This is a genomic window from Streptomyces katrae (assembly GCF_002028425.1).
GTDB lineage: Bacteria > Actinomycetota > Actinomycetes > Streptomycetales > Streptomycetaceae > Streptomyces > Streptomyces katrae_A.
In genome coordinates this window covers 6,466,192-6,492,321 of the sequence record NZ_CP020042.1, presented here as the reverse complement: position 1 = coordinate 6,492,321, position 26,130 = coordinate 6,466,192, and the positions used below count along the sequence as shown (strand labels likewise).

Annotated in this window: 22 protein-coding genes, 1 tRNA gene, 1 pseudogene and 1 riboswitch; of the genes and pseudogenes, 4 read left to right on the top strand and 20 right to left on the bottom strand. The window is 73.3% G+C overall.

The genetic code is table 11. From position 1 onward, the window contains the following. Positions 1 to 17: 17 nt before the first annotated feature. From B4U46_RS29375 to B4U46_RS29360, 4 genes and pseudogenes are all read right to left on the bottom strand, one after another. On the bottom strand, positions 18 to 803 hold the full coding sequence (locus B4U46_RS29375) for an amino acid ABC transporter ATP-binding protein (RefSeq protein ID WP_079430656.1): 786 nt from the start codon (positions 801 to 803) through the stop codon (positions 18 to 20). Next, positions 800 to 1,795, bottom strand: coding sequence for an amino acid ABC transporter permease (locus B4U46_RS29370; protein ID WP_079430655.1), 996 nt, complete (start codon positions 1,793 to 1,795; stop codon positions 800 to 802). The genes B4U46_RS29375 and B4U46_RS29370 overlap by 4 nt, the downstream gene beginning before the upstream one ends. Positions 1,796 to 1,970: 175 nt before the next feature. Continuing rightward, positions 1,971 to 2,471: pseudogene (locus B4U46_RS29365) on the bottom strand (sulfatase-like hydrolase/transferase); the annotation flags it as partial. Then, complete coding sequence (locus B4U46_RS29360) at positions 2,468 to 3,016, bottom strand: rhodanese-like domain-containing protein (RefSeq protein ID WP_079430654.1); 549 nt, start codon at positions 3,014 to 3,016, stop codon at positions 2,468 to 2,470. The pseudogene B4U46_RS29365 and the gene B4U46_RS29360, both read right to left, overlap by 4 nt. A 388-nt stretch (positions 3,017 to 3,404) precedes the next feature. Here B4U46_RS29360 and B4U46_RS29355 point away from each other — a divergent pair, with 388 nt between their 5' ends. Beyond that, a complete protein-coding gene (locus B4U46_RS29355) occupies positions 3,405 to 5,645 on the top strand; it encodes a sulfatase-like hydrolase/transferase (RefSeq protein ID WP_079430653.1) in 2,241 nt (746 codons plus the stop codon). 79 nt (positions 5,646 to 5,724) lie between these two features. Here B4U46_RS29355 and B4U46_RS29350 read toward each other — a convergent pair whose 3' ends face one another. The 3 genes from B4U46_RS29350 to B4U46_RS29340 all read right to left on the bottom strand — a co-directional run bounded on the left by B4U46_RS29350 (position 5,725) and on the right by B4U46_RS29340 (position 8,791). Further along, the gene (locus tag B4U46_RS29350; protein ID WP_079430652.1) at positions 5,725 to 6,624 is read right to left on the bottom strand and encodes a formylglycine-generating enzyme family protein; all 900 of its coding nucleotides are present in this window, start codon (positions 6,622 to 6,624) and stop codon (positions 5,725 to 5,727) included. 79 nt (positions 6,625 to 6,703) lie between these two features. Beyond that, positions 6,704 to 8,125 (bottom strand): sulfatase, encoded by a 1,422-nt coding sequence (locus tag B4U46_RS29345; RefSeq protein WP_079432063.1) that lies wholly within the window; start codon positions 8,123 to 8,125, stop codon positions 6,704 to 6,706. A gap of 589 nt (positions 8,126 to 8,714) precedes the next feature. Beyond that, positions 8,715 to 8,791, bottom strand: a tRNA-Pro gene (locus tag B4U46_RS29340). Positions 8,792 to 8,948: 157 nt separating this feature from the next. Between B4U46_RS29340 and B4U46_RS29335 the strand changes: the two genes are divergently transcribed. Then, positions 8,949 to 9,650, top strand: coding sequence for a transketolase (locus tag B4U46_RS29335; RefSeq protein WP_079430651.1), 702 nt, complete (start codon positions 8,949 to 8,951; stop codon positions 9,648 to 9,650). A gap of 11 nt (positions 9,651 to 9,661) precedes the next feature. Beyond that, the gene (locus B4U46_RS29330; protein ID WP_079430650.1) at positions 9,662 to 10,561 is read left to right on the top strand and encodes a transketolase family protein; all 900 of its coding nucleotides are present in this window, start codon (positions 9,662 to 9,664) and stop codon (positions 10,559 to 10,561) included. Between the two features lie 30 nt (positions 10,562 to 10,591). On the opposite strand, the gene B4U46_RS29325 is transcribed toward B4U46_RS29330, so the two are convergent. From B4U46_RS29325 to B4U46_RS29290, 8 genes are all read right to left on the bottom strand, one after another. Continuing rightward, on the bottom strand, positions 10,592 to 11,137 hold the full coding sequence (locus B4U46_RS29325; RefSeq protein ID WP_079430649.1) for a GAF domain-containing protein: 546 nt from the start codon (positions 11,135 to 11,137) through the stop codon (positions 10,592 to 10,594). After that, positions 11,134 to 11,778, bottom strand: a complete 645-nt coding sequence (locus B4U46_RS29320) for a GTP-binding protein (protein WP_079430648.1) — start codon at positions 11,776 to 11,778, stop codon at positions 11,134 to 11,136. Before B4U46_RS29320 ends, B4U46_RS29325 begins: the two co-directional genes overlap by 4 nt. Beyond that, positions 11,756 to 12,097 carry a DUF742 domain-containing protein gene (locus tag B4U46_RS29315; protein ID WP_100862445.1) on the bottom strand — a complete coding sequence of 114 codons (342 nt, stop codon included), beginning with the start codon at positions 12,095 to 12,097 and terminating at the stop codon, positions 11,756 to 11,758. Before B4U46_RS29315 ends, B4U46_RS29320 begins: the two co-directional genes overlap by 23 nt. An 83-nt stretch (positions 12,098 to 12,180) precedes the next feature. Further along, a complete protein-coding gene (locus tag B4U46_RS29310; protein ID WP_079432062.1) occupies positions 12,181 to 12,654 on the bottom strand; it encodes a roadblock/LC7 domain-containing protein in 474 nt (157 codons plus the stop codon). Between the two features lie 47 nt (positions 12,655 to 12,701). Further along, positions 12,702 to 14,603, bottom strand: a complete 1,902-nt coding sequence (locus tag B4U46_RS29305) for a sensor histidine kinase (RefSeq protein ID WP_107438342.1) — start codon at positions 14,601 to 14,603, stop codon at positions 12,702 to 12,704. 219 nt (positions 14,604 to 14,822) lie between these two features. Next, positions 14,823 to 16,046 carry an MBL fold metallo-hydrolase gene (locus B4U46_RS29300; RefSeq protein ID WP_079430646.1) on the bottom strand — a complete coding sequence of 408 codons (1,224 nt, stop codon included), beginning with the start codon at positions 16,044 to 16,046 and terminating at the stop codon, positions 14,823 to 14,825. Positions 16,047 to 16,421: 375 nt separating this feature from the next. Next, the gene (locus tag B4U46_RS29295; protein WP_079430645.1) at positions 16,422 to 17,207 is read right to left on the bottom strand and encodes an SGNH/GDSL hydrolase family protein; all 786 of its coding nucleotides are present in this window, start codon (positions 17,205 to 17,207) and stop codon (positions 16,422 to 16,424) included. Positions 17,208 to 17,372: 165 nt separating this feature from the next. Further along, positions 17,373 to 18,386 (bottom strand): M23 family metallopeptidase, encoded by a 1,014-nt coding sequence (locus tag B4U46_RS29290; RefSeq protein ID WP_079430644.1) that lies wholly within the window; start codon positions 18,384 to 18,386, stop codon positions 17,373 to 17,375. A gap of 4 nt (positions 18,387 to 18,390) precedes the next feature. Next, positions 18,391 to 18,549: riboswitch (cyclic di-AMP (ydaO/yuaA leader) on the bottom strand. A 310-nt stretch (positions 18,550 to 18,859) separates the two neighbouring features. On the opposite strand from B4U46_RS29290, the gene B4U46_RS29285 reads away from it, so the two are divergent. Further along, positions 18,860 to 19,678: a tyrosine-protein phosphatase gene (locus tag B4U46_RS29285; protein ID WP_079430643.1), complete on the top strand. Its 819-nt coding sequence runs from the start codon at positions 18,860 to 18,862 to the stop codon at positions 19,676 to 19,678. 58 nt (positions 19,679 to 19,736) lie between these two features. Here B4U46_RS29285 and B4U46_RS29280 read toward each other — a convergent pair whose 3' ends face one another. The 5 genes from B4U46_RS29280 to B4U46_RS29260 all read right to left on the bottom strand — a co-directional run bounded on the left by B4U46_RS29280 (position 19,737) and on the right by B4U46_RS29260 (position 26,102). Continuing rightward, positions 19,737 to 21,152: an aspartate aminotransferase family protein gene (locus B4U46_RS29280; RefSeq protein ID WP_079430642.1), complete on the bottom strand. Its 1,416-nt coding sequence runs from the start codon at positions 21,150 to 21,152 to the stop codon at positions 19,737 to 19,739. Next, positions 21,149 to 22,180, bottom strand: coding sequence for an adenosyl-hopene transferase HpnH (gene hpnH, locus B4U46_RS29275; protein ID WP_079432061.1), 1,032 nt, complete (start codon positions 22,178 to 22,180; stop codon positions 21,149 to 21,151). The genes B4U46_RS29280 and hpnH overlap by 4 nt, the downstream gene beginning before the upstream one ends. A gap of 5 nt (positions 22,181 to 22,185) precedes the next feature. Then, positions 22,186 to 22,824 carry a 1-hydroxy-2-methyl-2-butenyl 4-diphosphate reductase gene (locus tag B4U46_RS29270; protein WP_079430641.1) on the bottom strand — a complete coding sequence of 213 codons (639 nt, stop codon included), beginning with the start codon at positions 22,822 to 22,824 and terminating at the stop codon, positions 22,186 to 22,188. Next, complete coding sequence (gene shc, locus B4U46_RS29265; protein WP_079430640.1) at positions 22,824 to 24,884, bottom strand: squalene--hopene cyclase; 2,061 nt, start codon at positions 24,882 to 24,884, stop codon at positions 22,824 to 22,826. The genes B4U46_RS29270 and shc overlap by 1 nt, the downstream gene beginning before the upstream one ends. A gap of 117 nt (positions 24,885 to 25,001) precedes the next feature. Then, positions 25,002 to 26,102 (bottom strand): polyprenyl synthetase family protein, encoded by a 1,101-nt coding sequence (locus tag B4U46_RS29260; protein ID WP_398898831.1) that lies wholly within the window; start codon positions 26,100 to 26,102, stop codon positions 25,002 to 25,004. Between the last annotated feature and the right edge of the window lie 28 nt (positions 26,103 to 26,130).

Genomic DNA, 26,130 nt, shown 5'->3' with positions numbered 1-26,130 from the left:
CGGGGCGGGGTACGCGGTCAGAGCACTTTGCTCAGGTACTCCCGGGTCCGGGGGTGGACCGGGTTGTCCAGGACCTGCTCGGGCGGGCCCTGCTCGACGATCCGGCCGTCGTCCAGGAAGACGATCTCGTCGGCGACTTCGCGGGCGAAGCCGATCTCGTGCGTGACGATCAGGAGAGTGGTCCCGCCGCCGGCCAGGTCCTTGATGACGGCCAGCACCTCGCCGACCAGTTCCGGGTCGAGCGCGGAGGTCGGCTCGTCGAAGAGGATGACGCCGGGCCGCAGCGCGAGCGCGCGGGCGATGGCCACCCGCTGCTGCTGCCCGCCCGAGAGCTGCCGCGGGTAGGCGTCGGCCCGGCTGCCGAGACCGACCCGTTCCAGCAGCTCACGGGCGAGCGCACGGGCCTGCGGCCTGGGCAGCCGTCCGGTCGCCACCGGCGCGGCGGCCACGTTGTCGAGCACGGTGAGGTGGGGGAAGAGGTTGAAGTTCTGGAAGACGAAGCCGATCCGCCCGCGCTGGGCGAGGATCGCGCGTTCGCTCAGCTCCTTGAGCCGTGTCCCGTGCCTCCGTACGCCGACCAGCTCGCCCCCCACGCTGACCTGACCGGCCTCGGGCTTCTCCAGGTGGTTGACGACCCGCAGCAGGGTCGACTTGCCGGAGCCGGAGCGGCCGATCACCACGGTGACCGTGCCCGGCGGGACGTTCAGGCTCACCCCGTCCAGGACCCGCCGGTCGCCGTACCACTTGTGCACGTCGTGCACCTCGATGGCGGCGGGTGGACCCGTCGTGGCGGTGGTGGTCATCGCGCGGTCTCCTTCCGGAAGCGTGCCCGCAGCTCGCGCAGGCCCGCCCGGGCCCGCTGCAGGGGGGTGGGCGGCATGGTCCGCAGTGCCCCGCGCGCGTAGTACCGCTCGACGTAGAACTGCACGACGGACACGACGCTGGTCAGGACCACGTACCAGGCGGTGGCGACCAGCAGCAGCGGCACCACGTCCCCGGGGTAGGTGGCGCCCAGGCTCTGCACCGAGCCGAACAGGTCCAGCAGTGACACGTAGAACACCAGCGAGGTGGCCTTGACGAGCCCGATCAGCTGGTTGACGTAGCTGGGCACGATGGAGCGCAGGGCCTGCGGGAACACGATCCGGGCGAACTGGTAGCGCTTGGGCAGTCCGAGCGCGGCGGCGGCCTCGTGCTGGCCCTGGTCCACGGAGAGCAGCCCGGCCCGGACCACCTCCGCGGCGTACGCCGCTTCGACCAGGCTCAGTCCCACGACCGCCACGGCCATGTCGGTGGCCAGCTTCGACTCGTCGAAGGTGACGAGGGCCGGACCGAACGGCACCCCGAGGCTCAGCGTGGGGTACAGGGCGCCCAGGTTGTAGAGGAAGAGCAGGACGACGATCAGCGGCACGGAGCGCAGCAGCCAGATGTACGTCCAGCTCACCGTCCGCAGTACCGGGCTGGGCGACAGCCTGCCGAGGGCCAGCAGGATGCCGCCCAGCAGCCCCAGGACCGCGCTGGACGCGGCCACTTGGAGTGTGACGAGCAGACCGTCCAGGATCACCGGCCGGGTGACCCAGTACGCGAACCGGTCCCACTGGTAGAAGGGGTTGGTCAGCAGCCCGTGCGCGGCCTGGGAGGCCAGCACCAGCACGACGACGGTGGCGACCCACCGCCCGGGCCGCCGCAGCGGCAGCACCCGCTCTGCCGGAGCGGGCGGACCGGACCGTCCGGAAGGGCCGGACGGCGCGGTCAGGAGAATCGATTCGGTCAAGGACACTCCCGCAGGCTCGGTCATATTCGGAATTCCGGGAACGGGTATCGGGCCGGCTGTAGCGGCGAATTCACGGGCGGGACACACAACGCCTCCGCCGGAAACAATGCACAGCGGTTCATTCGAATGCGGCGGCCGCCTCGCGCAGCGCGCGGGCCACCAGTTCCGGGGCGTACGGCGCCTGCGCGCCGGGCGTGTACGTCACGGATCGCAGGCCGCCGGTGTAGCGGAAGCCCCGGTGGCGCTCGTACACCGGCCAGGAGACCGGCGGTCGTCGGCGGCGTTGGAGGCGGAGTCGCGGGTCAGGTGCCATGTGCCGACCGCGTAGGTGGCGTATCCCGCGTCGTGCGGCACCTCGGCGAGGGTTGGGACGTCCTGGCCGATCTCCATGCCGTAACCGGGAAAGCCCGGGTCGGAGTTGGCGACCGTCGAGTACCCGACGCGGTGCGGGTCGAGGCCCGTGAGGCCGCAGGCCGTTCGCGGCCAGCCCGTCGAGCACGGGGGTGGCGATCTCGGCGCCGAAGGGGCCGATGTCGCTGTAGCCCATGTCGTCGACGAGGACCACGACGATGTTCGGGGCGCCGCCGGGCGTGCGCCGCGGCGGCCAGGCGGGTTCGGACTCGGCAAAGGTGCGGCCCACGTGGCCCGCGAACCCCTCGTACGGGTCGCGACGGTTCGGGATACCGGTCGGCACGGTCACGGGCGGGCCTCACTGCCGCGGCGGTTGAACGGCAGTCGGCCGAGGACCACCGCCATACCGCAGGTGTCGGTGAGCGCGGAGAACACCAAGCCCGCGGCGATCGCCGCGGACAGCAGCTGGAAGACCGGGTGCACGAACAGTCCGAGGAGCAGGCCGAGCAGCACGAGGGCGCCCGCGGTGAAGCGGACCTGGCGTTCCATTCCCCACACGGCCCGGGCCGGGCCGTCCGGGGAATGGAGGCCGTGGCCGGCGGCCGTCCAGGCGCTGGTGCCGCCGGTGAGGCTGGCAGCGGGGACCCCGTGCGCGGCGAGGGCCGCCGCGGCCTTCCCGGATCGGGCTCCGGAGGCGCACACCAGCAACAGGGAGCCCCGCTCGGCGGCCTGCCGGAGCTCGGGCAGGCTCCGCTCGATGCGGTCGAGGGGGACGTTGACGGAGTCCGGCAGATGACCGGAGGTGAATTCGCCGGGGGTCCGGACGTCAACGACGGTCAGCTGGGGCAGGCGGGCCTTCGCTTCGCCGACGCTGAGGGTGGGGGAAACGCTCATGGCGGAACTGTTCCTTGGCTGAGTCGGAACGGGCACGGCCTACCGGGTCCATGGGGCCCAGGCCGTGCCGGGGATGTTAGGCACTTCCGGGCCGCCCGGACGGGAGGCCCGGACGACTGCCATGAGGTCGCCATGCAGCGGCAACAACCGGGGCTCGCCCGGACGTCTCCATGGGGCGTTCACCGTCGATGCCGTGGGACACCGGCGGGGCACGGGGACGGTGGCGGACGTCCGGCTCGACGACGGGTGCGCCAGGGCGAGCGAAGGAAACGGCTCCGCGGCGCAGGGCGCCGACACATGTTCTTCATGCCCCGTGCATGGAACAGGTCTGGTTCGCCGACCCATGATCGGCTGAACACCCGCAGCCGCCATCGAGGAGCAGTCACCCATGCCCAGCCGCCGTACCTTCCTGGCCGGTTCGTCCGCCGTGCTCGGCCTGACCGCCGCCACTACCACCGTCGCCGGGCCGGAGCAGGCAGCGGCCTCGGTGGCGGTCCCGGAGACGGGGGACGGCCAGGTCAGCAGGCCTCCGAACTTCGTCGTCGTCCTTGCGGACGACCTCGGCTACGGCGAACTCGGCGCCTACGGCCAGAAGCTGATCACCACACCCCGCCTGGACCGGCTCGCCGCCGAGGGACTGCGCTTCACCGACGCATACTCCACCGCCGCCGTGTGCGCGCCCTCCCGCTGCTCCCTGCTGACCGGACTGCACACCGGCCACTCCACCGTGCGTGCCAACCCCTCGTCAGGCGGCCAGGGTTCGCTCACCGCCGCCGACACCACCTTCGCCCAGGTGCTCCGGGCCCGCGGCTACCGGACCGCCGTGATCGGCAAGTGGGGCTTCGGACCGGAGACGGCCGGCCAGGAAAGCCATCCGGCCGCCCGCGGGTTCGAGGAGTTCTACGGCTACATCGACCACGGCCACGCCCACGAGTACTACCCCGAGTACCTGTGGCACAACGACGCCAAGGAACCCATCGCCGCCAACGCCGGCGGCGTCAAAGCCGTGTACGCCCCCGACCTGCTGGAGCAGCACGCCCTGGAGTTCATCGACGCGCACGCCGACGAGCCGTTCCTGCTGCTGCTCACCCCGAACGTGCCGCACGCACCCAGCGACATACCCGACACCAGCGCGTACGCCGACCGCGGCTGGACGGCCGCGAACAAGGGGCACGCGGCCCAGGTCAGCTACTTCGACGCGCTCGTCGGCAAGGTGGTCGACCGGCTCCGCGCCCGCGGGCTGGAGCAGGACACCGTCGTCCTCGTCACCAGCGACAACGGCCCCCACGAGGAGGGAGGGGTCAACCCCGACCTGTTCGACGCGAACGGCCCGCTGCGCGGCTACAAGCGCAACCTCTACGAGGGCGGGGTACGGGTCCCGCTCATCGCCTGGGGCCCCGGCCGCGTCAGCCAGGGCACCAGCGATCGTCCGACCCCGCTGACCGACGTGCTCCCCACCCTGGCCGAGCTCGGTGGCGCCCCCTCCCCCACCGATGTGGACGGCCTGTCCGCCGCTCCCCTGCTCTCCGGCAGCGCCGACTCGGCCCTCCACGGACACCTGTACTGGTTCCGCGACGAGTGGGGCGTCACCAGCCGGGCCAACGCGCAGGACAACAAACGCGCCACGTGGCTGGCCGAGGCGGTCCGCCGGGACAACTGGAAGGCCGTCCGCTTCGCCCCCGAGCGGGACCACAGCCTCCCCGACGACAAGTGGCAGGTGGAGCTGTACGACTTGGCCACCGATCCCGGCGAGACGCGTAACGTCATCGACAAGCACTCGTCCAAGGCCGGCGAACTCGTGGCGCTGATGCGCTCCTCCTGGAAGGACACCTATCCCCGCACACCGTTCGGCACGCGGCTGACCCTGCCCAGGCTGGCCGTCCCCGGTGAGGCGTTCACCGTGACCGCCACACTGGACAACGGCTCCGCGCGGCCCTGGACCAACGCCGCGCTCGCCCTGCGCGCCCCCACCGGCTGGACCGTGGCCCCCGCCTCCCCGGCCACGGCGGACCAGCTCGCCGCCGGCGGACGCCTCACCACCTCCTGGCAGGTGACCCCGCCCGCGAACGCCACCCCGGCGACCGCGTGGGCGCTCACCGCGGAAGGCACCGCCGACACTCCGTCCGGGCCGGTCCGCTACCCGGCGACGGGCACCGTCCCCACCCCGCCGCCCGCTCCCGTCCGCGACTCCTACCTCTCCGACCTCACCTGGATCAGCGCCACCAACGGCTGGGGGCCGGTGGAGCGCGACACCTCCAACGGCAAGAACGCCGCCGGCGACGGCCCGCTGATCTCGTTCGGCGGTACGACGTACCCCAAGGGCCTGGGCGTCCACGCGCCCAGCGACATCGCCTACCACCTCGGTGGTGCTGCCGTCCGGTTCACGTCCCTGGTCGGTATCGACGACTTCTCCGCCCAGCAGAGCAGCGCCGGTGCCACCCGGGCCAAGGTCTACGGCGACGACCGCCTGCTCCTCACCACCCCCACGCTCACGGCGGCCACCGGCCCGGTCCGCGTCGACCTGGACGTCCGCGGGGTACGTGTACTGCGCCTCGTGGTCGAGGACGCCAACAACCGCACCTCCTTCGACCACACCTCCTGGGCCCTGGCCCACGTCACAGTGGAGTGAACCCTCCAGCCCACATGCCGGAGAGGCCGTTCCGGAGCGTCGCTCCCGGAACGGCCTCTCCGGCACGCGCCGGACCGGATCAGGCAGGGTGGGCGGCCACCCGGAACCCGATGTTGCCGGTCGAACTGTCGGGCGTATTGGAACTGCGCGCGGCCACCCGGTAACGGTTGCAGTAGGAGTCGTGGCACAAGTACGAACCGCCGCGCATCGCCCGTGCGGTCTCCTCACCCGGTGTGAACCAGTCCGCGCACCACTCCCAGACGTTGCCGACGGTGTTGTAGAGCCCGAAGCCGTTGGGCCGGAAGGACTTCACCGGCGCGGTGCCCGCGTACCCGTCGGCGGCGGTGTTGAGCACCGGGAAGTCGCCCTGCCAGATGTTGCACATGTGGCGGCCGTCGGGCATGAGCTCGTCTCCCCAGGGGTAACGGCACTGCTCCAGGCCACCGCGTGCCGCGTACTCCCACTCGGCCTCGGTGGGCAGGCGGGTCCCGGACCAGTCGCAGTATGCCTGGGCGTCGTGCCAGGACACGTGGACGACGGGGTGGTTCTGCCGGTCGGTGACGTGCGAGCCGGGCCCTTCGGGGTGGCGCCAGCTGGCTCCTTCCACCGCCCGCCACCACGGGACGGCCGCCACGGGCGGGGAGACCGCGGCGACCTCCTCGGCGAGGAAGGCCCCGAAGGTGAAGGAGAAGCCGAAGCGCTCAGCCTCGGTGGTGTGGCCGGTGGCCTTGACGAAGGTGGCGAACTGGGCGTTGGTCACGGCCGTGGCCGCGATACGGAAGGACTCCACGGCCACCTCGCGGACCGGCCCCTCGGCGTCCGCGGGGAAGCCCTCCGGGTCGTCCGTTCCCATGAGGAAGCTGCCGCCGGGCAGGCTGAGCAGCTGCCGGGCCACGCGGGAGAGCGGCGGTGTGGGGGGCGGTGGGGCGAGGGTGAGCGTCGGGGCGTGGGCGTGGCCGGGGGTGCAGCATGCGGGCATGACGGCTCCGTCGGGACGGTAGGCGGCCGGGCGCCCGTGCCTCGCGGTACGGGCGCCCGGCCGGGGGTGCGGGTGTAGGTCAGGCCACGCGGTCGGCGGCGAGCTGGGCGGCCAGAGCGGGTATTCCGAGGGCCTGCTCCTCGGCCGGAGTGGCCTGGTAGAGCTTGTTGATCAGCTGGTACGGGTCGCCCTCCAGGTCGTAGTACTCGCGGAACTTCACCTGGCCGGTACCGGACACGGTGCCGTTCGCGTCGGTGGTCAGGTCGTAGTACTCGGTGTACTGCTTGTCCTTGGCCACGTACGAGGACCAGGTCGGTGCCCCGCCGGTGCCGGTGCCCTGCTTCCACCACTCCACCAGCAAGTGGTCGCGGCTGTAGGAGGAGAGGAGGGAGCGGCCGTCCTGGGGTGCGGCGGGAGTGATGCCCGCCGCGTCGAGGATGGTCGGCGCGATGTCGATGTTGGCGACGATCCGGTTGTCCACGGTCCCCGCCCCTCGGCCGCCGGCCGGCCAGGAGAGGTAGAACGGCACCTCGTGCGCAGGGCGGTACGGCACCGACTTGGCGGTCCAGCCGTGGTCGCCCCAGCTGAACCCGTTGTCGCCGATGTAGATGACGAGGGTGTTGTCGAGCTGGCCCAGGGCCTGGAGCTTGTCCTTGAAGGCCTGCACCGCGTCGTCGACGGAGAGCAGCGTGCGCAGTTGCTCGGCGCGGATGGCCTGACCGTCGGCGAGGGTGCCGGTGGCGTTCCGGATGTACGCCGGTTTGTCGCTGCGGTCGTTCTCGGGGACCGACGGCCGGCCGTTCCAGTCCGGTACGGGGGTGCCCGCGTATTTCGCCTCGGGGGTGCGCGGGCCGTGGGAAGCGTAGGGGGTGACGTACGCGAACCAGGGCCTGGTGTCGGTGGCGGCCTTGTCGAGGAAGTTCAGCGTGCGGTTCTTGATGATGTTCGTGGTGTAGCCGTTGATCGTCTGGACGGTGCCGTTGACGTTCCACTGGGCGTCGACGTAGCCGGGCTGGAGGAGGGCGAACTCCTCGAAGTGCGGCGGGTTGTCCGCGAGGGTCCAGGAGTTGAGGTACTTCCCGAACAGGCCGGTGCGGTAGCCCGCCTGATTGAGGTACTTCTGCACGGTGGTGCTCTGGTCGAGGGCGTGGGAGGCACCGTTGTTGCGGACGCCGTGGTTGTGGGCGTGGCGGCCGGAGAAGACGCTGGACCGGGACGGCGCGCACAGCGGGGTGGTGACGTGGCCGTTGGTGAACTTCACGCCCTGGTCGGCGAGCCAGGCGACGGTCTTGGGCAGGGCCCACTCGGTGTGTTTGGGCTGGTCGTCGGTGACGATCAGCAGGATGTTCGGTCGGCCGACGGCAGCGGCGGGACCGGCTCCGGCGACCTGCGCGAGGGCGGGTACGGCGGTGGCGGCCGCCACGGCGGCGGCACCGCCGAGAAAGCCGCGGCGGCTCACCGGGGATCGTCTGTTCTCGCTGTTCTCGCTGTTCTCGCTCATGATGTCCATTCCTCCTGGGTGCGTCGGCGCATGGAGGCACGGCAGGGCGGGCGGCCGGAAGCCGCCGACTGCGGTGCGGAAGGGGAAGAGACGGGAGTCAGGCAGGGGCGCCAGGTGGGGATCCCGTGGGGAGGAGGCGCGTTCAGCGCGCCGGGACGACCGTACACAGGGCGCTGGCCAGGCGCCCTTGGTCGACGTGGCGGCGCGCAGTGAGGATTCCTGCTGCCATGGCGATGAGACTAGGTGAACCGGAACCGCGGTTCCATGTACAGCAGATGAAATGGGAAGCGGGCCGTGGGGCGCCGGCGCAGCCACGGTACCCACCTGTCGCAGGCCAGGGGTACTCACTTCTCTCCGCGTCACGGAGGTGATCCCTATGCGTACCAGCGTCGGCCGCGGCCGCATCTACCGCCGCTGCGGCTGCAGGAACACGCAGCACCACCAGCTCGGTGCCCGCTGCCCCACGACTGCGGCACCTGGCCGCCACGATCACCATCCCCGCCGGACACATTGCGGCCACCATGGCTCCGGATACACGAAAGGCCGCCCTCTCACGGATGAGAGAACGGCCTCCGACCTGCGAAAACGCTGGTCGGGACGACAGGATTTGAACCTGCGACCCCTTGACCCCCAGTCAAGTGCGCTACCAAGCTGCGCCACGTCCCGGTGCCGCTGACCTGGGGTTTCCCCCGGCTCAACCGGCACGAGAACCATACCGCACTTCCGCGGGTGGTTGCGCGCGCCTTTCCCGGGGCGGCGGGACCTGACGGACGCGACGGCGGGCGCTTGACCTCAAGCGCGCTTGAGGTCACATGGTTCCTGTATGACACACGCAACCGCGGAGCCCGGCTTCCGCTACGAGGACCTGGGCCGCCTGATGGCCCTCATGACCGGGGACGAGAAGCACGGGCCCGCCGCCACCTCCACCCTCGACGTGCTGTGGGTGCTGTACGACCGGGTACTGCGCGTGGATCCCGCGAGCGCGGACGAGCCCGGCCGGGACCGGTTCCTGCTGTCCAAGGGGCACGGGCCCATGGCCTACTACGCCGTGCTCGCCGCCAAGGGCTTCCTCCCCGTGGACTGGCTGCCCGGATTCGGCACCTTCGACTCCCCCCTCGGCCACCACCCCGACCGGGTCCTGATCCCCGGCGTGGAGATCGCCAGCGGCTCCCTCGGGCACGGGCTGCCGCTCGCCGTCGGCAGCGCGCTCGGCCTGCGGGCGCAGGGGCTCCACGAGCCCGCCGTCTGGGTGCTGATCGGGGACGCGGAGCTCGACGAGGGCAGCAACCACGAGGCCATCGCCTACGCCGGCTCGGCCGGGCTGGAGGCCCTGCACACCGTGGTCGTCGACAACGACTCCGCCACGCACGGCTGGCGCGGCGGGATCGCCTCCCGCTTCGAGGCCGCGGGCTGGAGCACGGCCACCGTCGACGGACGCGACCACGCGGCACTGCACGCCGCGTTCACCACACCGCACCCGGGCCGGCCGCACGCCGTCGTCGCCCGGGTCGAGAAGAAGTTCTGAGGGGAAACGTCATGGACACCATGCGGGAGCGGTTCATCTCGGTCACGTCGCGACTGCTCGACGAGGACCCCCGGCTGGCCCTCGTGCTCGCCGAGATCACCATGGACGGGTTCCGGCCCGCGCAGCGGCGCCACCCCGACCGAGTGATCAACGTCGGGATCCGGGAGCAGCTGCTCATCGGCGTGGGCGGCGGACTGGCCCTCACCGGGCTGCGGCCGGTGGTCCACACCTTCGCCAGCTTCCTGGTGGAGCGGCCGTTCGAGCAGGTCAAGCTGGACTTCGGGCACCAGGACACGGGCGGGGTCCTGGTCAGCTCCAGCGCCAGCTACGACTGGCCGGCCGGCGGCTACACCCACATGGCCCCGGGCGACGTGGCCCTGCTGGACACCCTCGACGGCTGGACCGTGCACGTGCCCGGCCACCCCGACGAGGCGGAGGCCCTGCTGCGCCACGCGTACGCCGCCGGGGACGACCGGGTCTACGTCCGGCTCTCCCAGATGTCGAACGCCGCTCCGCGCCCGGGGGCCGACGGGCTGCGGTTCCAGACCGTGCGGGAGGGGCGGGCGGGGGTGGTGCTCGCCGTCGGCCCGATGCTGGACGGCGTCCTCGCGGCGACCGAGGGCCTTGACGTCACCGTGCTGTACGCGGCCACCGTGCGCCCCTTCGACGAAGCGGGCCTGCGCGCCGCCGTGGCCCGGGCCTCGGCCGACGTGGTCCTGGTGGAGCCGTACCTCGCCGGGACCTCCGCGGCCGCCGCCGGGCAGGCGCTGCTCGACGTCCCGCACCGGGTGCTGCCGCTGGGGGTGGGCCGCGCCGAGCTGCGCCGGTTCGGGACCATCGAGGAGCACACCGCCGCCCACGGACTGGACGCCGGCTCGCTGCGGCAGCGGATCACGGCCTTCCTGGGCTGAACCCCCTCCGCGAGCCGGGCGCGGGCGGCCTCAGGCCGGGCGGTCCGCGCGCGCCTGGAGCAGCTCCGCGAGCTCCGCGGCGAGGGCCTTGACCGTCGTCAGCCCCGCCAGCCCCCACCGCCGGGGCACCACGTCCACCGCGCACACCGTGCCGAGGACGATGCCCCGCCGGTCCGTGAGCGGCGCGCCCAGGTAGGAGCGGATCCCGCTCTCGTCCACGACGGCGTTGCCCGCGAACCGCGCGAAGTCCCGTACGTCCTCCAGGACCAGGGCCCGCCGCCGCACCACCACGTGCGGGCAGTAGCCGTGGTCGCGGGGCAGCACCCGGGCGGGGTAGCCGCTCGCGGCCGCGTCCGGGCCGTGGTGCAGTCCGGCGAAGAACTGGCGGTCCTCGCCGACGAAGTTGACCCCCGCGTACGGGGCCTCCAGGGTCTGCGCGACCCGGCGGGCGAAGGCGTCGAGTTCGGCGTCCACCCGGTCCCCCAGGTTCATCTCGCGCAGCCGGACCACCCGTGCGGGCGCCTCCCGGTCCACGGGGGTGAGCAGCAGATGTCCGGTCGATTCATAGCGGTTCATGGCGGTTCCCCCGGTGCGGAGTGGTGTGCGTAGGCGTGCTGGACTGCCGGACGGGGCCCGGCGGAGCGCCGGGCCGTGGTCAGCAGGTGGTGGACGAGGGCGGCCAGCGTCCGGGTCCCGGAGCCCGTCAGGCGCGCGTCGCAGCGGACGACGGGAACCTCCGGGCCGAGCCCCACCGCCTCGCGGACCTCCTCGGCCGTGTAGCGGTGGCCGCCGTCGAACTCGTTGACGGCGACGACGAAGCCGATGCCGCGCCGTTCGAAGAAGTCCACGGCGGGGAAGCAGTCGGCGAGGCGGCGGGTGTCGACGAGGACGACGGCGCCGAGCGCGCCCGCGCAGAGCTCCTCCCACAGGAACCAGAAGCGCTGCTGGCCGGGCGTGCCGAACAGGTAGAGGACGTGGCGGTCGTCGAGGGTGAGCCGGCCGAAGTCCAGGGCCACCGTGGTCGCCGTCTTGGCCTCCACCCCGTCGAGCGGGTCGGCGGCCGCGCCGATCCCGCTCAGCAGTTCCTCCGTGCACAGAGGCTCGATCTCGCTGACCGCGCCCACGAAGGTGGTCTTCCCCGCCCCGAACCCGCCCGCGACCAGGATCTTCAGGGTCGCGGGCAGGGCCGGGGCCTCAGAGCCGCCGGCGAAGGCCATCGAGCACCGCCCTCAGCAGGGTCTGGTCGTCGGCGGCGAAGGACCCCCCGCCGCCCGGGAACCTCGGGGCCTGCGCGCGCACGGCCCCGTACTCCATCAGGTCGGACAGCAGCACCTTGACCACCACCGCCGGCAGCCGCAGGTGGCCGGCGACCTCGGCGACGGTCACCGCCGGAGCGGCCGCGCAGCAGCGCAGGGCGAGGACGTGCTCGGCGCCGAGCGGGACCCTGGGCCGGACCCCGGTGGCGCACACCAGCGACAGCAGGTCGAGGGCGACGGCGGGCCGGGTACGGCCGCCGCTGGCCGTGTACGGGCGCATGACCCGGCCGGCCGAGTCGTCCAGCCAGGGCGTGTCGCGCGGCCCCCCGGCCCCGGGTCCCCGCGCCCCCCTCGCCCAGACCCTCATCGCCCGGCTTCGGTGTCGGCGACGGGGCGGCGCGGCGGGGCCGCGAGGTAGGGCCGGACGCTCTTGACCAGCATGGCCATCTCGTAGCCCAGTACGCCCGCGTCGGCCTCCCGGTCCGCGAGGACGGCCAGGCAGGTGCCGGAGCCGGCCGCGGAGACGAAGACGAGGGCGGTGTCGAGTTCGACGACGACCTGGCGGACCTCGGCGCCGTCGCCGAAGCGGGCGCCGGCGCTGCGGCCGAGGGAGTACAGGCCGGACGCGAGGGCGGCCATGTGGTCGGCGCTGTCGGAGTCCAGGCCGTGCACGCAGGTGACCAGCCCGTCGTTGGTCAGCAGCACCGCGGCGCGCGTGTACGGGACGCGCTGGACCAGTCCGCCGAGCAGCCAGTCGAGGTCCGAGAGGCTGCCGGTCTTCGACAGCGGCTTCGTCTGCGTCTGCGTCTGTGTCTGCGTCGCCACTTCGCCGGCCATGGGGGTGTGCTCCTTGCTGGGGTTCGTGCGGGTGTACACGCGGGGGGTCATGTCTGCTGCTCGGACGACTGGGCGAGGCCGAAGCCCCGCTGGAAGGCCGCCATCAGGCCGGGGTCGTGCACGGGCCGTTCGGCGTCCCCGTCCGGGCGGCGGGGGGCTGGGGTCTCGCGCAGCTGCGGTGCGAGGTGCGTCTGGGCCCGGCGCCGGGGCAGCGCCGGCCGGTCGTCCCGGTCCGCGCGCGCGGCGGGGATGCGGCGCGGGAGGGGCGCCGGCCGTGTCCCGCCGTCCCCGGCTTCCTCGCCGCGGGCCCACACGGGTGCGTGTGCGGTGCCCGGGGCCGCGAACCCCTCGGGGAAGGCGGGGACCAGGCCGAGGTCGAGGGTGTGCCCGGGGTCGGGGATGCGGCCGGCGGCCCCGGTGCCGTGGGCGTCCACGGACCGGCCGGCGCCGGGAGCCGGGCCGGAGGCGGGGGCAAGGGGGCCCACGTCCTCGCCGGGCTCCGCGCCGGAGGCGGACACGGGGCCCGCGTCCCGGGACCACCAGGGATCCGGTGCGCGCAAGGTCTCGGCGGGCCGGCCGGGGCCGGCTGCCGCGGTGCCGCCCGCGCCGGGCGGGGGTGGTGGGGCGGCCCGTCGCGGACCGGGGGCCGGCGGCTCGGTGAGGCGGGCCGGTTCCAGGGGCGGGGTGGTCTCGGCCGTGCCCCAGGAGGTGGCGCGGGAGCCGCCCAGTGCGTCGGCGGCGCCCGGGGCCTCGGCGCCCAGCAGGCCCTGGGGCAGGACCAGGACGGCGAGGACCCCGCCGTAGATGTTGGACTTCAGCTCGACGGCGATCCCGTGCCGCCGGGCCAGTGCCGAGACCACGAACAGGCCGATCCGGCCGTCCGCCAGCAGGTGCCGGACGCTGACCTGGTCGGGGTCGCCCAGCAGGGTGTTCATCCGGTTCTGCTCCTGCGGCGGCATGCCCAGCCCGCGGTCCTCCACCTCCACCGCGATCCCGGCGGTGACCCGCTCCGCGCGCACCACGACGTCGGTGTCGGGGGCGGAGAACACCGTGGCGTTCTCCACGAGTTCGGCCAGCAGGTGCACCACGTCGGCCACGGCGTGCCCGCGCACGGTACCGCCCGCCGGGGGCACCACCTTGACCCGCGTGTACTGCTCCACCTCGGCCACCGAGGAGCGCAGCACCTCGCTCAGGTCGATCGGCCGCGTCCACTGGCGCCGGGAGGCGGCCCCGCCGAGCACCGCCAGGTTCTCGGCGTGCCGGCGGATCCGGGTGGCGAGGTGGTCGACGTGGAAGAGCTGCCGGAGCAGGTCGGGGTCCTCGACCGTGTCCTCCAGCTCGTCGAGGAGGGAGATCTCACGGTGCACCAGCGACTGGAGCCGGCGCGCGAGGTTGACGAAGACCTCCACCTTGCGGTCGCTGTCGCTGGGCGCGGCCGGGGCGGCCAGCCGTACGAGCGCTTCGTGCGCCTGCTCGCGGGCGCCGCGCAACTCCTGTGCCAGCAGCCAGAACTCGTCCACCCGGGCCGGACCCGCGGCCTCCGGCGGCACGGTGCCCCGCCCGGCCCACACGGGGCGCGCCGGCCGCTCGCCCCGTTCCAGGCGCTCGGCGGTCGTACGCAGCTCCTGGCGGCCGCGCATGCTGGAGCGCCGCAGCGCCTCGCACCGGTCCCGGACGGCCTTGGCGGCGCGCTGGGCCCCCAGCAGGGCGGCGGCGAGCGCCCCGACGGCCAGCAGGGCGCAGCCCGCGAGCACCGGCCAGAGCCGCGCGTCCCGGTGTCCGGCGCCGCCGCCGAGCTGCAGGGTGAAGATCACCGCGGCGGTGCCGCTGAGCGCGGCGGCGAGCGTGGGCAGCACGGCGGCACGGACCAGCTGGGGGCGTATCTGCCGGCCGGGACCCGTGGCGGCGTGTCTCGACGGGGCGTGGCGGGCGGCGCGGAGTCCGGACATCGGCGTCCTCGGTACGTGGGGCCCGGCCCCCGGATCCAGTTCCCGGGGCCCGGTGTTGATCACCGGATACCCACGCTAGACCGCACGCTCCCACGACCGTTGCCGAGTTGGGGAACTTCGCCGGGCTGCTTCCCGCTCCCGATGGAGCGCTCGCACGACAGCCCGAATGCGCCGGGAGCGCGCACGCCCCTGCAGGTCGGGGCGTGCGCGCTCCCGGGTTCACGACCCGACGGCCTCCGGTTCCCCTAGTCCGGCCGCCGGCGCCGGCGCCGGATCGAGGACGCCCGCCGCGGCGGGCGTGTCCGGGGTGGCCGGGGTGTCCGCTGGGGTCACGGGGCCCGCGACGTAGGGGCGCCACCAGGGTGCGGCCGGGACGTCGGGGGCGCCCGGTTCGAAGGGCCGGCCGGGGATGGGGAGGGCGATGGCGGCGCCCTGGGCCACGGCGGCGGCCACGGTGCCCTCGCCGGGCTCGTCCCACGGGTGCGGGGCCAGGTTGAAGGTGCCCCAGTGGATCGGCAGCATCGTGCCGGACGGGGCGCCGCCCTGGAGGTCGAGGTGGGCGCGCATGCCTTCCTCGGGGGTCATGTGGATGTCGGGCCAGTACTCCGAGTAGGCCCCGATCTGGATCATCGTGGCGTCGAAGGGGCCGTGTTCGGCGCCGATCTCCTTGAAACCGGGGAAGTAGCCGGTGTCCCCGCTGTGGAAGATCCGGTGCTCCTCGCCCGCCACCACCCAGGAGGCCCAGAGGGTGGACTGCTGGTTGCGCAGGCCGCGCCCGCAGAAGTGGCGGGCCGGGGTGGCCGTCAGGGAGAGGCCCGCGACCTCGGTGGACTCGTTCCAGTCGAGCTCGCGCAGCCGGCCCGGGGCGACGCCCCAGCGCTCCAGGTGCGCGCCGACGCCCAGGGGGACGGCGAAGACCGTGCCGGTGCCGGCCAGGGCCTTGATGGTGGGCAGGTCCAGGTGGTCGTAGTGGTCGTGGGAGATGACCACGACGTCGACCTCGCCGAGGGAGGCCAGCGGTACCGGCACGGGGTGCAGCCGCTTGGGTCCGGCGAAGGGGAAGGGGGAGCAGCGCTCGCCCCAGACGGGGTCGAAGAGCACGCGGCGGCCGTCGATCTCGGCGAGCACGCTGGAGTGCCCCATCCAGGTCAGGCGCAGTCCGCTCGCCGGCGGCTTGGCCAGCTCGGCGAGGGTGGTGGGGTGGACGGGGACGGGCGCGCCGGGGTTGCGCCGGATCCGCTGCTCCTTGTGGAAGTAGATCTTGGCGAACTCCAGCATCGAGCCGGAAGGCCTGGTCCGGGCCCCCACCGGGTTCTGGAAGACGCCGTCGGCGAAGTTCGGCGAGCTCAGGATGCGCTCCAGCCGCGCGCCGGACGGGTCCGCGCCGAAGGCTTCGGGCCGCAGGGCGCGCAGCCGGGGACGCAGGGGAAGGGAGCCGGTCAAGGCGCCTCCTGGGTAGTGCGGGTGGGGTGGGGCGGGTTACGCCCACGACCATCCCAACGCGCACCGGCCTCCCAGGATTCCGCCCGGCCGTTTCCCCCCGGCCGCCGTCCGGATGCCGGGCGGCTTCCCGCGCCCGGCCGCCGGCGTCCTGCTCCCCCGGTCCGGCAGCCGGTCCGGGCGGGACCGGGGCCGCGCCCGGCCGGGACCAGGCCCGGGCCGGGCCCGGGCCGGGCCCGGGCCGGGCGGGACCAGGCCCGGGCCGGGCCCGGGCCGGGCGGGACCAGGCCCGGGCCGGGCCCGGGCCGGGCGGGACCAGGCCCGGGCCGGGCCCGGGCCGGGCCCGGGCCGGGCGGGACCAGGCCCGGGCCTGGTGGGCTACAGCGGGAGCAGGTCGGGGCGCTTGGCCTCGACGTTGTCGCCGGAGGACTCCCCGCGCAGCCGCCGCCCGATCCAGGGCACGAGGTACTCGCGCGCCCACTGGATGTTGTCCCGGGTGACGTCCACGGACCCGCGCGGCGCGGCCGGCGGCCAGGGCTGGTCGGGGTCGGCGGGGACCTCGTACCCGAGGACCTGCGCGGCGCGCAGCGCGACGCGGGTGTGCCCCTCGGGCGAGAGGTGGAGGCGGTCGTCGTCCCAGGCCCGGCGGTCCTGGACGGTCTTGAGCGACCACAGGTCGAGCACCGGGCAGCCGTAACGGTCGGCGATGGCGCGCACGTGGGCGTTGTACGTCGCGATCTTGCCGCGCAGGTGCTTGAGGACGGGCACGCCCCGGGTGTCGAAGCCGGTGGTGATCATGACGAGGCCGACGGCGCCGGTGAGGTCGGCCACGGCCGCCTCGAAGCGCTCCGCCACGTCGTCGGGGTCGCTGCCGGGCCGGATGATGTCGTTGCCGCCCGCACAGAAGGAGACGAGGTCGGGGGCCAGTTCCTTGGCCCGCGGAACCTGCTCCTCCACGATCTGGTCGAGCACCTTGCCGCGCACCGCGAGGTTCGCGTACCGGAAGTCGTGCTCGTCGCGCTGATCCGCCAGGAGTACGGCGAGCCGGTCGGCCCAGCCGAGATACGAATCCCCGGGTCCCGGGTCCCCCACGCCTTCGGTGAAGCTGTCCCCGATCGCCGCGTACGAGCCGATGGTCTTGAGTGTCGTCTTCGTCGCTGCCACGGGAACCCATCCTTCACCCCCGTCGCCAACCTACGCCAACGTAATGAGGGGTTGACGGACCGTGATCTATACCACGCGGGGGATAAGGAATAAGTACACGCGGGGCCGGAACCCCCCTCGGGTCCCGGCCCCGCGCGTGCCGGCGCTCCGCCGCACGGGCGGTCGTCAGACGCTGACGCCCTTCGAGCGGAGGTAGGCCAGCGGGTCGATGTCGGAGCCGTAGGACGGACCCGTGCGGATCTCGAAGTGGAGGTGCGGGCCGGTCACGTTGCCGGTGGCGCCCGAGAGGCCGATGCTCTGGCCGGCGGTGACGGTCTGGCCCGTCGAGACGTTCAGCTGGGACAGGTGGCCGTACTGGGAGTACTTGCCGTCGGCGTGCCGGATGACGACCTGGTTGCCGTAGGCACCGCCCCAGCCTGCGGAAACCACGGTGCCCGCGCCGACGGCCCGGACGGTGGTGCCGGTGCTCGCGATGAAGTCGACGCCGGTGTGGTAGCCGGAGGACCACATGGCGCCCGGGGTGCGGTACTGGGTGGAGATGCCGCCGCTGACGGGGGCGACGAACCCGGCGGCGCTCGCGGGCGCGGACTGGGCGGCCGGCGCGGACTGCTTCATTCCGCGGGACGGGGCGGCGGAGCCCTTCAGCGGCGCGGCGGCGGAGGAGCCGGCGGTGCCCGGTCCGGCGCCGTCGTCCTCGGCCGGGGCGGCACCGGCGGCGTCCGCGCCGGCCGCCGGAGTTCCGCTCGAGGACTCCTCGGCCGGCGCCGCAGCCGGCTTGGGGGCGGGGGCGGCGTCCCCGTCGAGGGTCAGGCGCAGGCCCGGGTGGATGAGGGAGGGGTCGTCACCGACGGCCTCGCGGTTGGCGGCGTACAGCTGCTCCCAGCCGCCGGAGAGGCCGCGCTCGGCGGCGATGGTCGAGAGGCAGTCGCCGGGCACCACCGTGTAGACGGCCGGGGCGGCCTGGGCGGCGGCCGGGGCCGCGGCGGGAGCCGCCGTCCGGAACGCCTCCGTAGCCTGGACGGGAGCGGCGGCCGGGGTCACGGCGGCCGGGGCGGCCGCGTGGGCCCCCGCGGCGCCCATCAGCGGCAGCGCGAGGGCCGCGCCCCCGGTGCCGGCGAAGGCCAGGCCGCGGGATATGGAACGGGACTTCGGACGGCGGTGCTTACCCTTTCCGGGCATGGCGAATTCCTCTCCGGCGCCTGCGAGGTGAGCTGTCGGGTTCGGACTGGAGATGTCCGGCCGTACGGGTACGGCTTCACCCCGAGCCGCGCCGGATTCGGTCCGGCCCGGCGGCCTGCATGGGTCCCCCGCTCCTGCCGCGCGTCTTGGTCGGGTGCGGTTCCCGGGCGGCGGCAGGATTAGGCGGTCCACCCGGATCGCTCGCGAAGGTAATCCAGCGGAGGCACGGGCAACAAGCCGTGAATTCCCTGACGGAATAGCAGGCATGAGGGATCAACGGAATTCCGGTCACCCTGCGTCCATTCCGGAACGGCAACGGCCGCCCCGGCATGGGAATTCGCGTTTCGCGATCAGGCACGCACGGTCACCGTATGATCTGGCTCACGGAGTTCGGCCCGATCTCGCGTCCACCTATGGCAAGTTGGTCTCAACCAGAGCAATTCGGACACGCGGCACACCGCGGAGGAGTACACGTGACCCAGCAGATACCGCAGGACCTTTCCGCGCACCCCGAACCCACGCCCGAGATGACCGGAGTGCGTAATTTCCGTGACGTGGGCGGCTTGCCGACCACGGATGGACGGAGGGTCAGGCCGGGACGACTGTTCCGAAGCGGACATCTGGCACATGCCACCGAAACCGATGCGGAATTCCTCGCCTCCCTCGGCCTGCACACCGTCTTCGACTTCCGCAACGCCGCCGACCGGGCCGTCGAGGGCCCGGACGTCGAACTGCCGGGCGTGCGCAACGTCAACATCCCGCTCTCGGACCCCGCCGACGGCGGGGAGTTCTGGCGGATGGTCCGCGAGGGCGGGATCGACCAGCTCCGCGGGCTCCTGGGCGGCGGCAGGGCGGCCGCCCGCATGGCGGAGTCGTACCGGGAGATGATCCGCGAGCGCACGGCCGAGCACGGCCGGGTGGTGCGCGCGCTCGCCGAGGACAGCGTGCCCGCGCTCCTGCACTGCGCGGCGGGCAAGGACCGGGCGGGCCTGACGGTCGCCGTCACCCTGCTCGCCCTCGGGGTCGACCGCGATGCCGTCGTGGCGGACTACATGGAGTCGAACGCCCCGCACAACCGCTACCGGATGCGGCGCGGCGACGAGACGCCCGAGACCCGTCCCGCCGAGGTGACGGAGCTGCTGGCGCCGCTGTTCGACGCCCGCCCCGAGTACCTGCTCGCCGCGTACGAGACCGTCGACGTGCACTGGGGCGGGCCGGACCGCTACCTCGCCGAGGGCCTGGGGCTGACCCCGGCGACGCTGGAGCGGCTGCGCGACCGGCTGCTGGAGTGAGCCCGCACGGGGCCCCGGCCTGCCGGGGCCCCGTCCCGCCGACTGCGCGAGGGATGGCCTAGCGGTTGCCGACGGCCTGCTTGACCAGGGTCCGGCCGAAGTCCCACATCAGCGAGCCCCCGCCGTGCGCCTCGTCCATGACCTCGCGGAAGGCACCGACGAACCGGTCCACGTCCGCCTCGTCCACGATCAGCGGCGGGATCAGCTTGATGACCTCCAGGTGGTCCCCCGAGACCTGGGTGAGGATCCGGTGCCGGTTCAGCAGCGGCACCACCACCATCTGCGCGAACAGCCCCTTGCGGGCCGCCTGGAGCATCGTCCAGCGGCTGCGCAGGCCCAGCGAGGACGGCCGGCCGAACTCGATGCCGATCATCAGCCCCCGGCCGCGCACCTCGTGGAGCATCTCGTACTCGTCCACGAGCGCGGCCAGCCGCCCGCGCAGCAGGTCGCCCATGGTCCGGGCGTTGGCCACGACCTGCTCGTCCTTCATGACGTGCAGGACCGCGAGCCCGGCCGCCATCGCCTGGGCGTTGGAGCCGAAGCTCGCGGAGTGCACCAGGACGCGGTCCATGGACGAGTAGACCTTCTGGAAGATCCAGTCCTTGCCCAGCGTCGCGCCGACGGGCACGTACCCGCCGGAGAGGGCCTTGGCCACGCACACCAGGTCCGGTTCCACGCCCGGTTCGTTCTGGTACGCGTAGAAGTCCCCGGTCCGTCCGAGGCCGGTCTGCACCTCGTCGGCGATCAGCAGGGCCTTGTGCCGGTGCAGGAGCTCCTGGGCGGCGCGCAGGAACCCCGGCGGGGCGGCGTGCACCCCCTTGCCCTGGATCGGCTCGACCACGAAGGCCGCCACGTCGCCCCGGCGCAGCTCGCGCTCCAGCGCCCCCAGGTCCCCGAGGGCGATCTTCGTGTCGGGCAGCAGCGGGGCGAAGCCGTCGCGGAAGCCGCCCTCGCCGTTGACCGACAGGGAGCCCGTGGTGAGCCCGTGGAACGCGTGGTCGCAGTAGAGGATCCTGGGCCGGCCGGTGGCGTACCGGGCGAACTTCAGGGCGGTCTCGACCGCCTCGGTGCCGCTGTTGCCGAAGAACACCCGGTCGAGGTGGGGGCTGTGGGAGAGCAGCTTCTCGGCCAGCAGCCCGGGCAGCGGCTGGCAGTCGAAGCGGGTCAGGTCGGCGAGCTGGGCGTCCAGCACCTCGTGCAGGGCCCGGCGGACCACCGGGTGGTGGCGGCCCAGGCCCATGACGCCGAAGCCGGCGAGCATGTCGAGGTAGTCGTTGCCCTCGGCGTCCCAGAAGTGGGCGCCCTCGGCGCGCACGTAGACCTTGTCGAAGCCGATGGTGCGCAGCATGCGGGGCAGCTGGTGGTTGAGGTGGCGGGCGTGCAGCTCGTAGCGCTCCCCGCCGCGCTCGGCGAGCAGCGCGGCCAGGTCGAAGCCCCCTCCCCCGCCGGCCGCCCCCGCCTGCGGCGCCGTCATGCCGACGCGTCCCGGTTCCCGGCGACCGTCTCGCGGGCGGCGCGCAGGGACTCCTTGAGGGAGCCCATGGTGGCGAGGACGGCGGTGGGCTCGTAGCCGCAGTGCGCCATGCAGTTGGCGCAGCGCGGGTCCTTGCCGCGGCCGTACTTGCTCCAGTCGGTGTCGTTCACCAGCTCCCGGTAGGTGGGCACGTATCCGTCGCTCATCAGATAGCAGGGGCGCTGCCAGCCGAAGAGGGAGTAATTCGGAATGGCCCAGGCGGTGCAGGGGAAATCCGCCTTCCCTTCCAGGAAGTCCAGGAAGAGCGGGGAGTGGTTGAGCCGCCAGCGGCGCCGGTTGCCGCCCGCGAATGCCTTCCTGAAGAGTTCGCGGGTCTGTTCGACGCCCAGGAAGTGCTCCTGGTCGGGGGCCTTTTCGTAGGCATAGGCGGGCGAGATCATCATTTCGTCCACCTTGAGGTCGTCATTGAGGTAGTTCAGCACCTCGATGACGGTTTGCGGGGTGTCGGTGTTGAAGAAGGTGGAGTTGGTCGTCACCCGGAATCCGCGGCGCTTGGCCTCCTTGATCGCGGCGACGGCCTCGTCGAACACACCTTCCTTGGCCACGGATTCGTCGTGGCGTTCGCGCAGTCCGTCGATGTGCACGGCGAAGGCGAAATAGGGGGACGGGGTGAACTTCTCGATCTTCTTGCGGAGCAGCAGGGCGTTGGTGCAGAGGAAGACGTACTTCCGCCGGGCCACCAGCTGCCGGACGATCTCGTCGATCTGGGGGTGCATCAGGGGCTCGCCGCCCGCGATGGACACCATGGGCGCGCCGGACTCCAGGACGGCGCCGACCGCCTGGGCGACGGGCATGCGCTGCTTGAGCACCCCGGCCGGGTGCTGGATCTTCCCGCACCCCTCACAGGCCAGGTTGCACGCGTAGAGCGGCTCCAGCTCGACGATCAGCGGGAACTTCTCGCGCTTGCGGAGCTTCTGTTCGAGAAGATAGGTCCCGACCCTGATGGACTGTCGCAGCGGCATGGCCATCTGGTTCACCTCCTGGGAATCAGCAACGAACGGTGCCATTCATGAAAAGCGGGCAGTACGGCACGTAGTACACGGAAGGCAGATATTCCACCGCGGACCGTACCGATACGGACGAGCTCGTGCTCCGGAGCGTCCACGATCACCCGGACGGCCGCAACCGGGCGACCCGCCCCGGAAGCGGTCCACAGGGTGGCCGCGGACTCCATGTCGACCGCGATCGCGCCGGCGGCCCGCAGCCGGTCGCGCTCCTGTCCCCGGACGACGTGGTCGGAGCCGGTCAGTACGCCGGTGTGCACGGTCCGCCCCGGAAGGGCGCGGGCCAGTGCCCCGGCGAGCAGGGCGGTACCGGTGCAGGAGACCGCCCCGCGGGGATCGCGGGTCTCCTCGGCGACGACGAGGTCTCCGGGGTTCATCCCGGGGACCAGGCCGGCGCAGAAGCCGGTGGCGAGGACGGCGGCGCGTTCCATCCCCGGGCGCCCCAGGGCCCGGGCCACGGCCCGGTCGGCGGCGCGCGGGCCCATCCCGGTCCGCAGCACCGTGCCCCCTGCGGCCGAGCGGCCCGCGCCGCCGAGGGCCGCCCGCTCGATGCGCAGGGCGCAGGCGATCAGCAGCGGCGGCGCTGACGGGGCCGCCCGGGCGGACATCAGGCCCCCTCGGCCGGAACGGGGGCGGCGGCCGGGGCCTGGCCGGCTCGGCGGGCAGCCGCGGCCGGGCCGAAGGGCTCCCCGTACAGGTAGCGGCCCAGGGCGGTGAGCGGGAACACCTGCCGGTAGAGGTGGTAGTTGATGGAGAAGTCCCAGGGGAAGCCGGTCCCGGTGAAGTACGGCTCGTCCCAGGTGCCGTCGGCGCGCTGGGTCTCCACCAGGTACGCGAGCCCGCGCCGGACGGCCTCGCCCTCCCGCTCCCCCGCCGCGAGCAGGGCCATCAGCGCCCAGGCGGTCTGCGAGGCGGTGGAGGCGCCCTTGCCTGCCCAGGAGCGGTCCCGGTAGGAGCGCTGGTCCTCGCCCCACCCGCCGTCCGCGTTCTGTACGGACTCCAGCCAGGCGACGGCCCGCCGCACGGCGGGGTGTCGGGGGGAGATCCCGGCCGCGGTCAGCGCGGGGACCACCGAGCCGGTCCCGTACACGTAGTTGGTGCCCCAGCGGCCGAACCAGCCGCCCTCCGGCTCCTGTTCGGCGAGCAGCCAGGCGATGCCGCGCCGGGCGCGCGGGTCGCCGGCCTTCCCCTCGGCGGCCAGCATCTCCACCACGTGGGCGGTGACGTCGGCGGACGGCGGGTCGATGACCTCCCCGAAGTCGCAGAAGGGCAGCCGGTTGGGGAACGGGCTGGTGTTGTCGGCGTCGAAGGCGGCCCAGGCCCCGTCCTTGGACTGCATCCCGAGGGTCCAGGAGGTACCGCGGGCGATGGCGGCCTCGACCTTCGCCGGTTCGGGGTGGCGGATGCGGCGCAGGGCGAGGACGACCTCGGCGGTGTCGTCGATGTCGGGGTAGGTGTCGTTGTGGAATTCGAAGGCCCAGCCGCCCGGGGCCAGTCCGGGACGGCGCACGGCCCAGTCGCCCGGGCGCCGGATCTCCTCGCCGAGCATCCAGTCGGCGGCCTTCACCAGCGCCGGGTGGTCGGGGCGGACGCCCGCGTCGGCCAGGGCGATGGCGGCGAGGCAGGTGTCCCAGACCGGCGACTGGCAGGCCTCGACCATGCGGGCGCCGTCCTCGCGCCAGACGGCGAAGCGGTCGAGGGATTCCAGGCCCGCCCGCATCACCGGGTGCCCGAGGTCGTAGCCGAGCAGGTGCAGGGCGATGACGGAGTACACGGCGGGGGGCTGGATGCCGCCCCAGCAGCCGTCGTTCTCCTGGCGTTCGACGATCCAGCGGCCGGCGGCGGCCATGGCCGCCTTGCGCAGCCGGCGCGGGGCGATGCGCCGGTAGAGGTGCAGCGCCTTGTCCATGCGCTGGAAGGCGCCGTCCCAACTGGCCACCGGGGCCAGCGGCTTGGCCGGGTTCGGGTCGCGGGCGTCGGTGTGCAGCTCGTCGAGGGCGAAGGGGGCCGGGCGGACGGGCCGCAGTGCGGAGACGACGGTCAGCGGGACGATGGTCTGGCGGGCCCAGCAGCCGAAGTCGTAGATGTTCAGCGGCACCCAGGACGGCAGGAAGACCAGCTCGGGCGGGAGTTCGGGCAGGTCGTCCCAGCTCCACCAGCCGAAGAGGGCCAGCCAGATGCGGGTGAAGACCCGGGCGGAGGCGATCCCGCCCTGCTCGCGGATCCAGGCCGAGGCGCGGGCCATGTGCGGGGCGTCGGGCAGGTCCCCGGCCAGCCGCAGGGCCACGTACGCCTCGATCGTGGCGGAGAGCTCGGGCGGGCCTCCGTGGAAGGTGGCCCAGGTGCCGTCGGGCTGCTGCTCGCCGCGGATGAAGAGGGCGGCGGCCCGGGTGGTCGCCTCGTCGCGGATGCCGAGGAACTGGCGCAGCAGCAGGTCCTCGGCGTCCATGGTGACGTTGGTCTGGAGGTCGCCCTTCCACCAGCCGTCCGCGTCCTGGCGGTCCAGCAGTTCGCGGACGGCCCGGTCGGTGGCCTCCTGGACTCCCTTGAGCAGGCCGGTGTCCTCGCCGGACGGCCCTGCGGCCACGGCGGCAGGGACCGCCGTGCTGTCGTGTCGCGGATCGGCGCCGCCGGTGATCGCACCGCCGCCGTCGGTCGTCGCTGTCATGGCTTCCCCTTCGTACCGTTCGTCGGCTGTGCCAGGGTCTGCCGTCGGCCGGGGACCTCTCAGGAGGAGGGGCCCCCGCCCGGCGACTCGCGATTCATATCCACTTTCCGGCGAAGATCACCTCTTGCGCACGACGACGAAGTCCGCGAGCGCGACCAGCTGCTCGCGCACCCGCTGCGGCATGTCCACGTCGTCGAGGGCTCGAACGGCGATCGCGTGCTGGCGGCGCGCCTCGTCGGCGGTCCACTGACGGCCGCCGGCGGCCTCGATCAGGGCGGCGCGGTGGGCGAACTCCTCCTCCGAGAAGTTCTCGAAGTCGTTGCTCTTGGCGTCGGCCGCGAGCAGCCTCGCAAGCTCCTCACATGCGGGTCCGCCCGCGGCGAGGGCCGCGACGACGGGCAGGGACTTCTTGCGCTGGCGCAGGTCGCTCCAGGTCTGCTTGCCGGTGGACTCGGGGTCGCCCCAGATGCCGAGGAGGTCGTCGACGGCCTGGAAGGCGAGGCCGAGGTGGTAGCCGTACTCCTCCAGCTTGTCGGCCGTGCGGTCGTCCGCGCCGCCGAGCACGGCGCCGATGGAGACCGCGCACGCGAGCAGGGCTCCGGTCTTGTTCCCCTCCATCTCGAGGCATTCTCGAACGCTGACGCGCTCGCGGTGCTCGTAGGAGATGTCCTGGGCCTGGCCGTCGATGAGCTTGCGGCTGGCGGTGGTCAGCCGGCGGGTGGCACGGGCGGCCTCGGCGGTGCCGAGCTCCAGGAGCACCTCGTTGGCGAGGGCGAAGAGGGCGTCGCCGACGAGGATGGCCAGCGCGGGGCCGTGGACCTTCCACACGGTGTCGCGGTGGCGGCGCTGTTCGTCGCCGTCCATCAGGTCGTCGTGCAGCAGCGAGAAGTTGTGGACGAGTTCCACGGCGACGGCGCCGGGGATGCCGGCCTCGGCAGGGGCGCCGGCCGCCTCGGCGGAGAGCAGCGCGAGGGCGGGGCGCACGGCCTTGCCGCCGTCGCCGTCCGCCGGGTTGCCCTGGGCGTCGATCCAGCCGAAGTGGTAGGCGGCGACGGTGTCCATGGGCGCCGCGAGCCGGTCCACCGCCGCGCGGAGCACGGGGGTCGACAGCGTGCGGCCGCGTTCGAGGAGGGCGAGGGTGCCGGTCTTCTCCGCTCCCCCGCCGGCCGTGCCCGCGTCGGCATCCGTGTTCTCGACAGCCGGGTTCCCCGGGTTCACTGGCTCTCCTCTGTTTCCTGTACGTGCT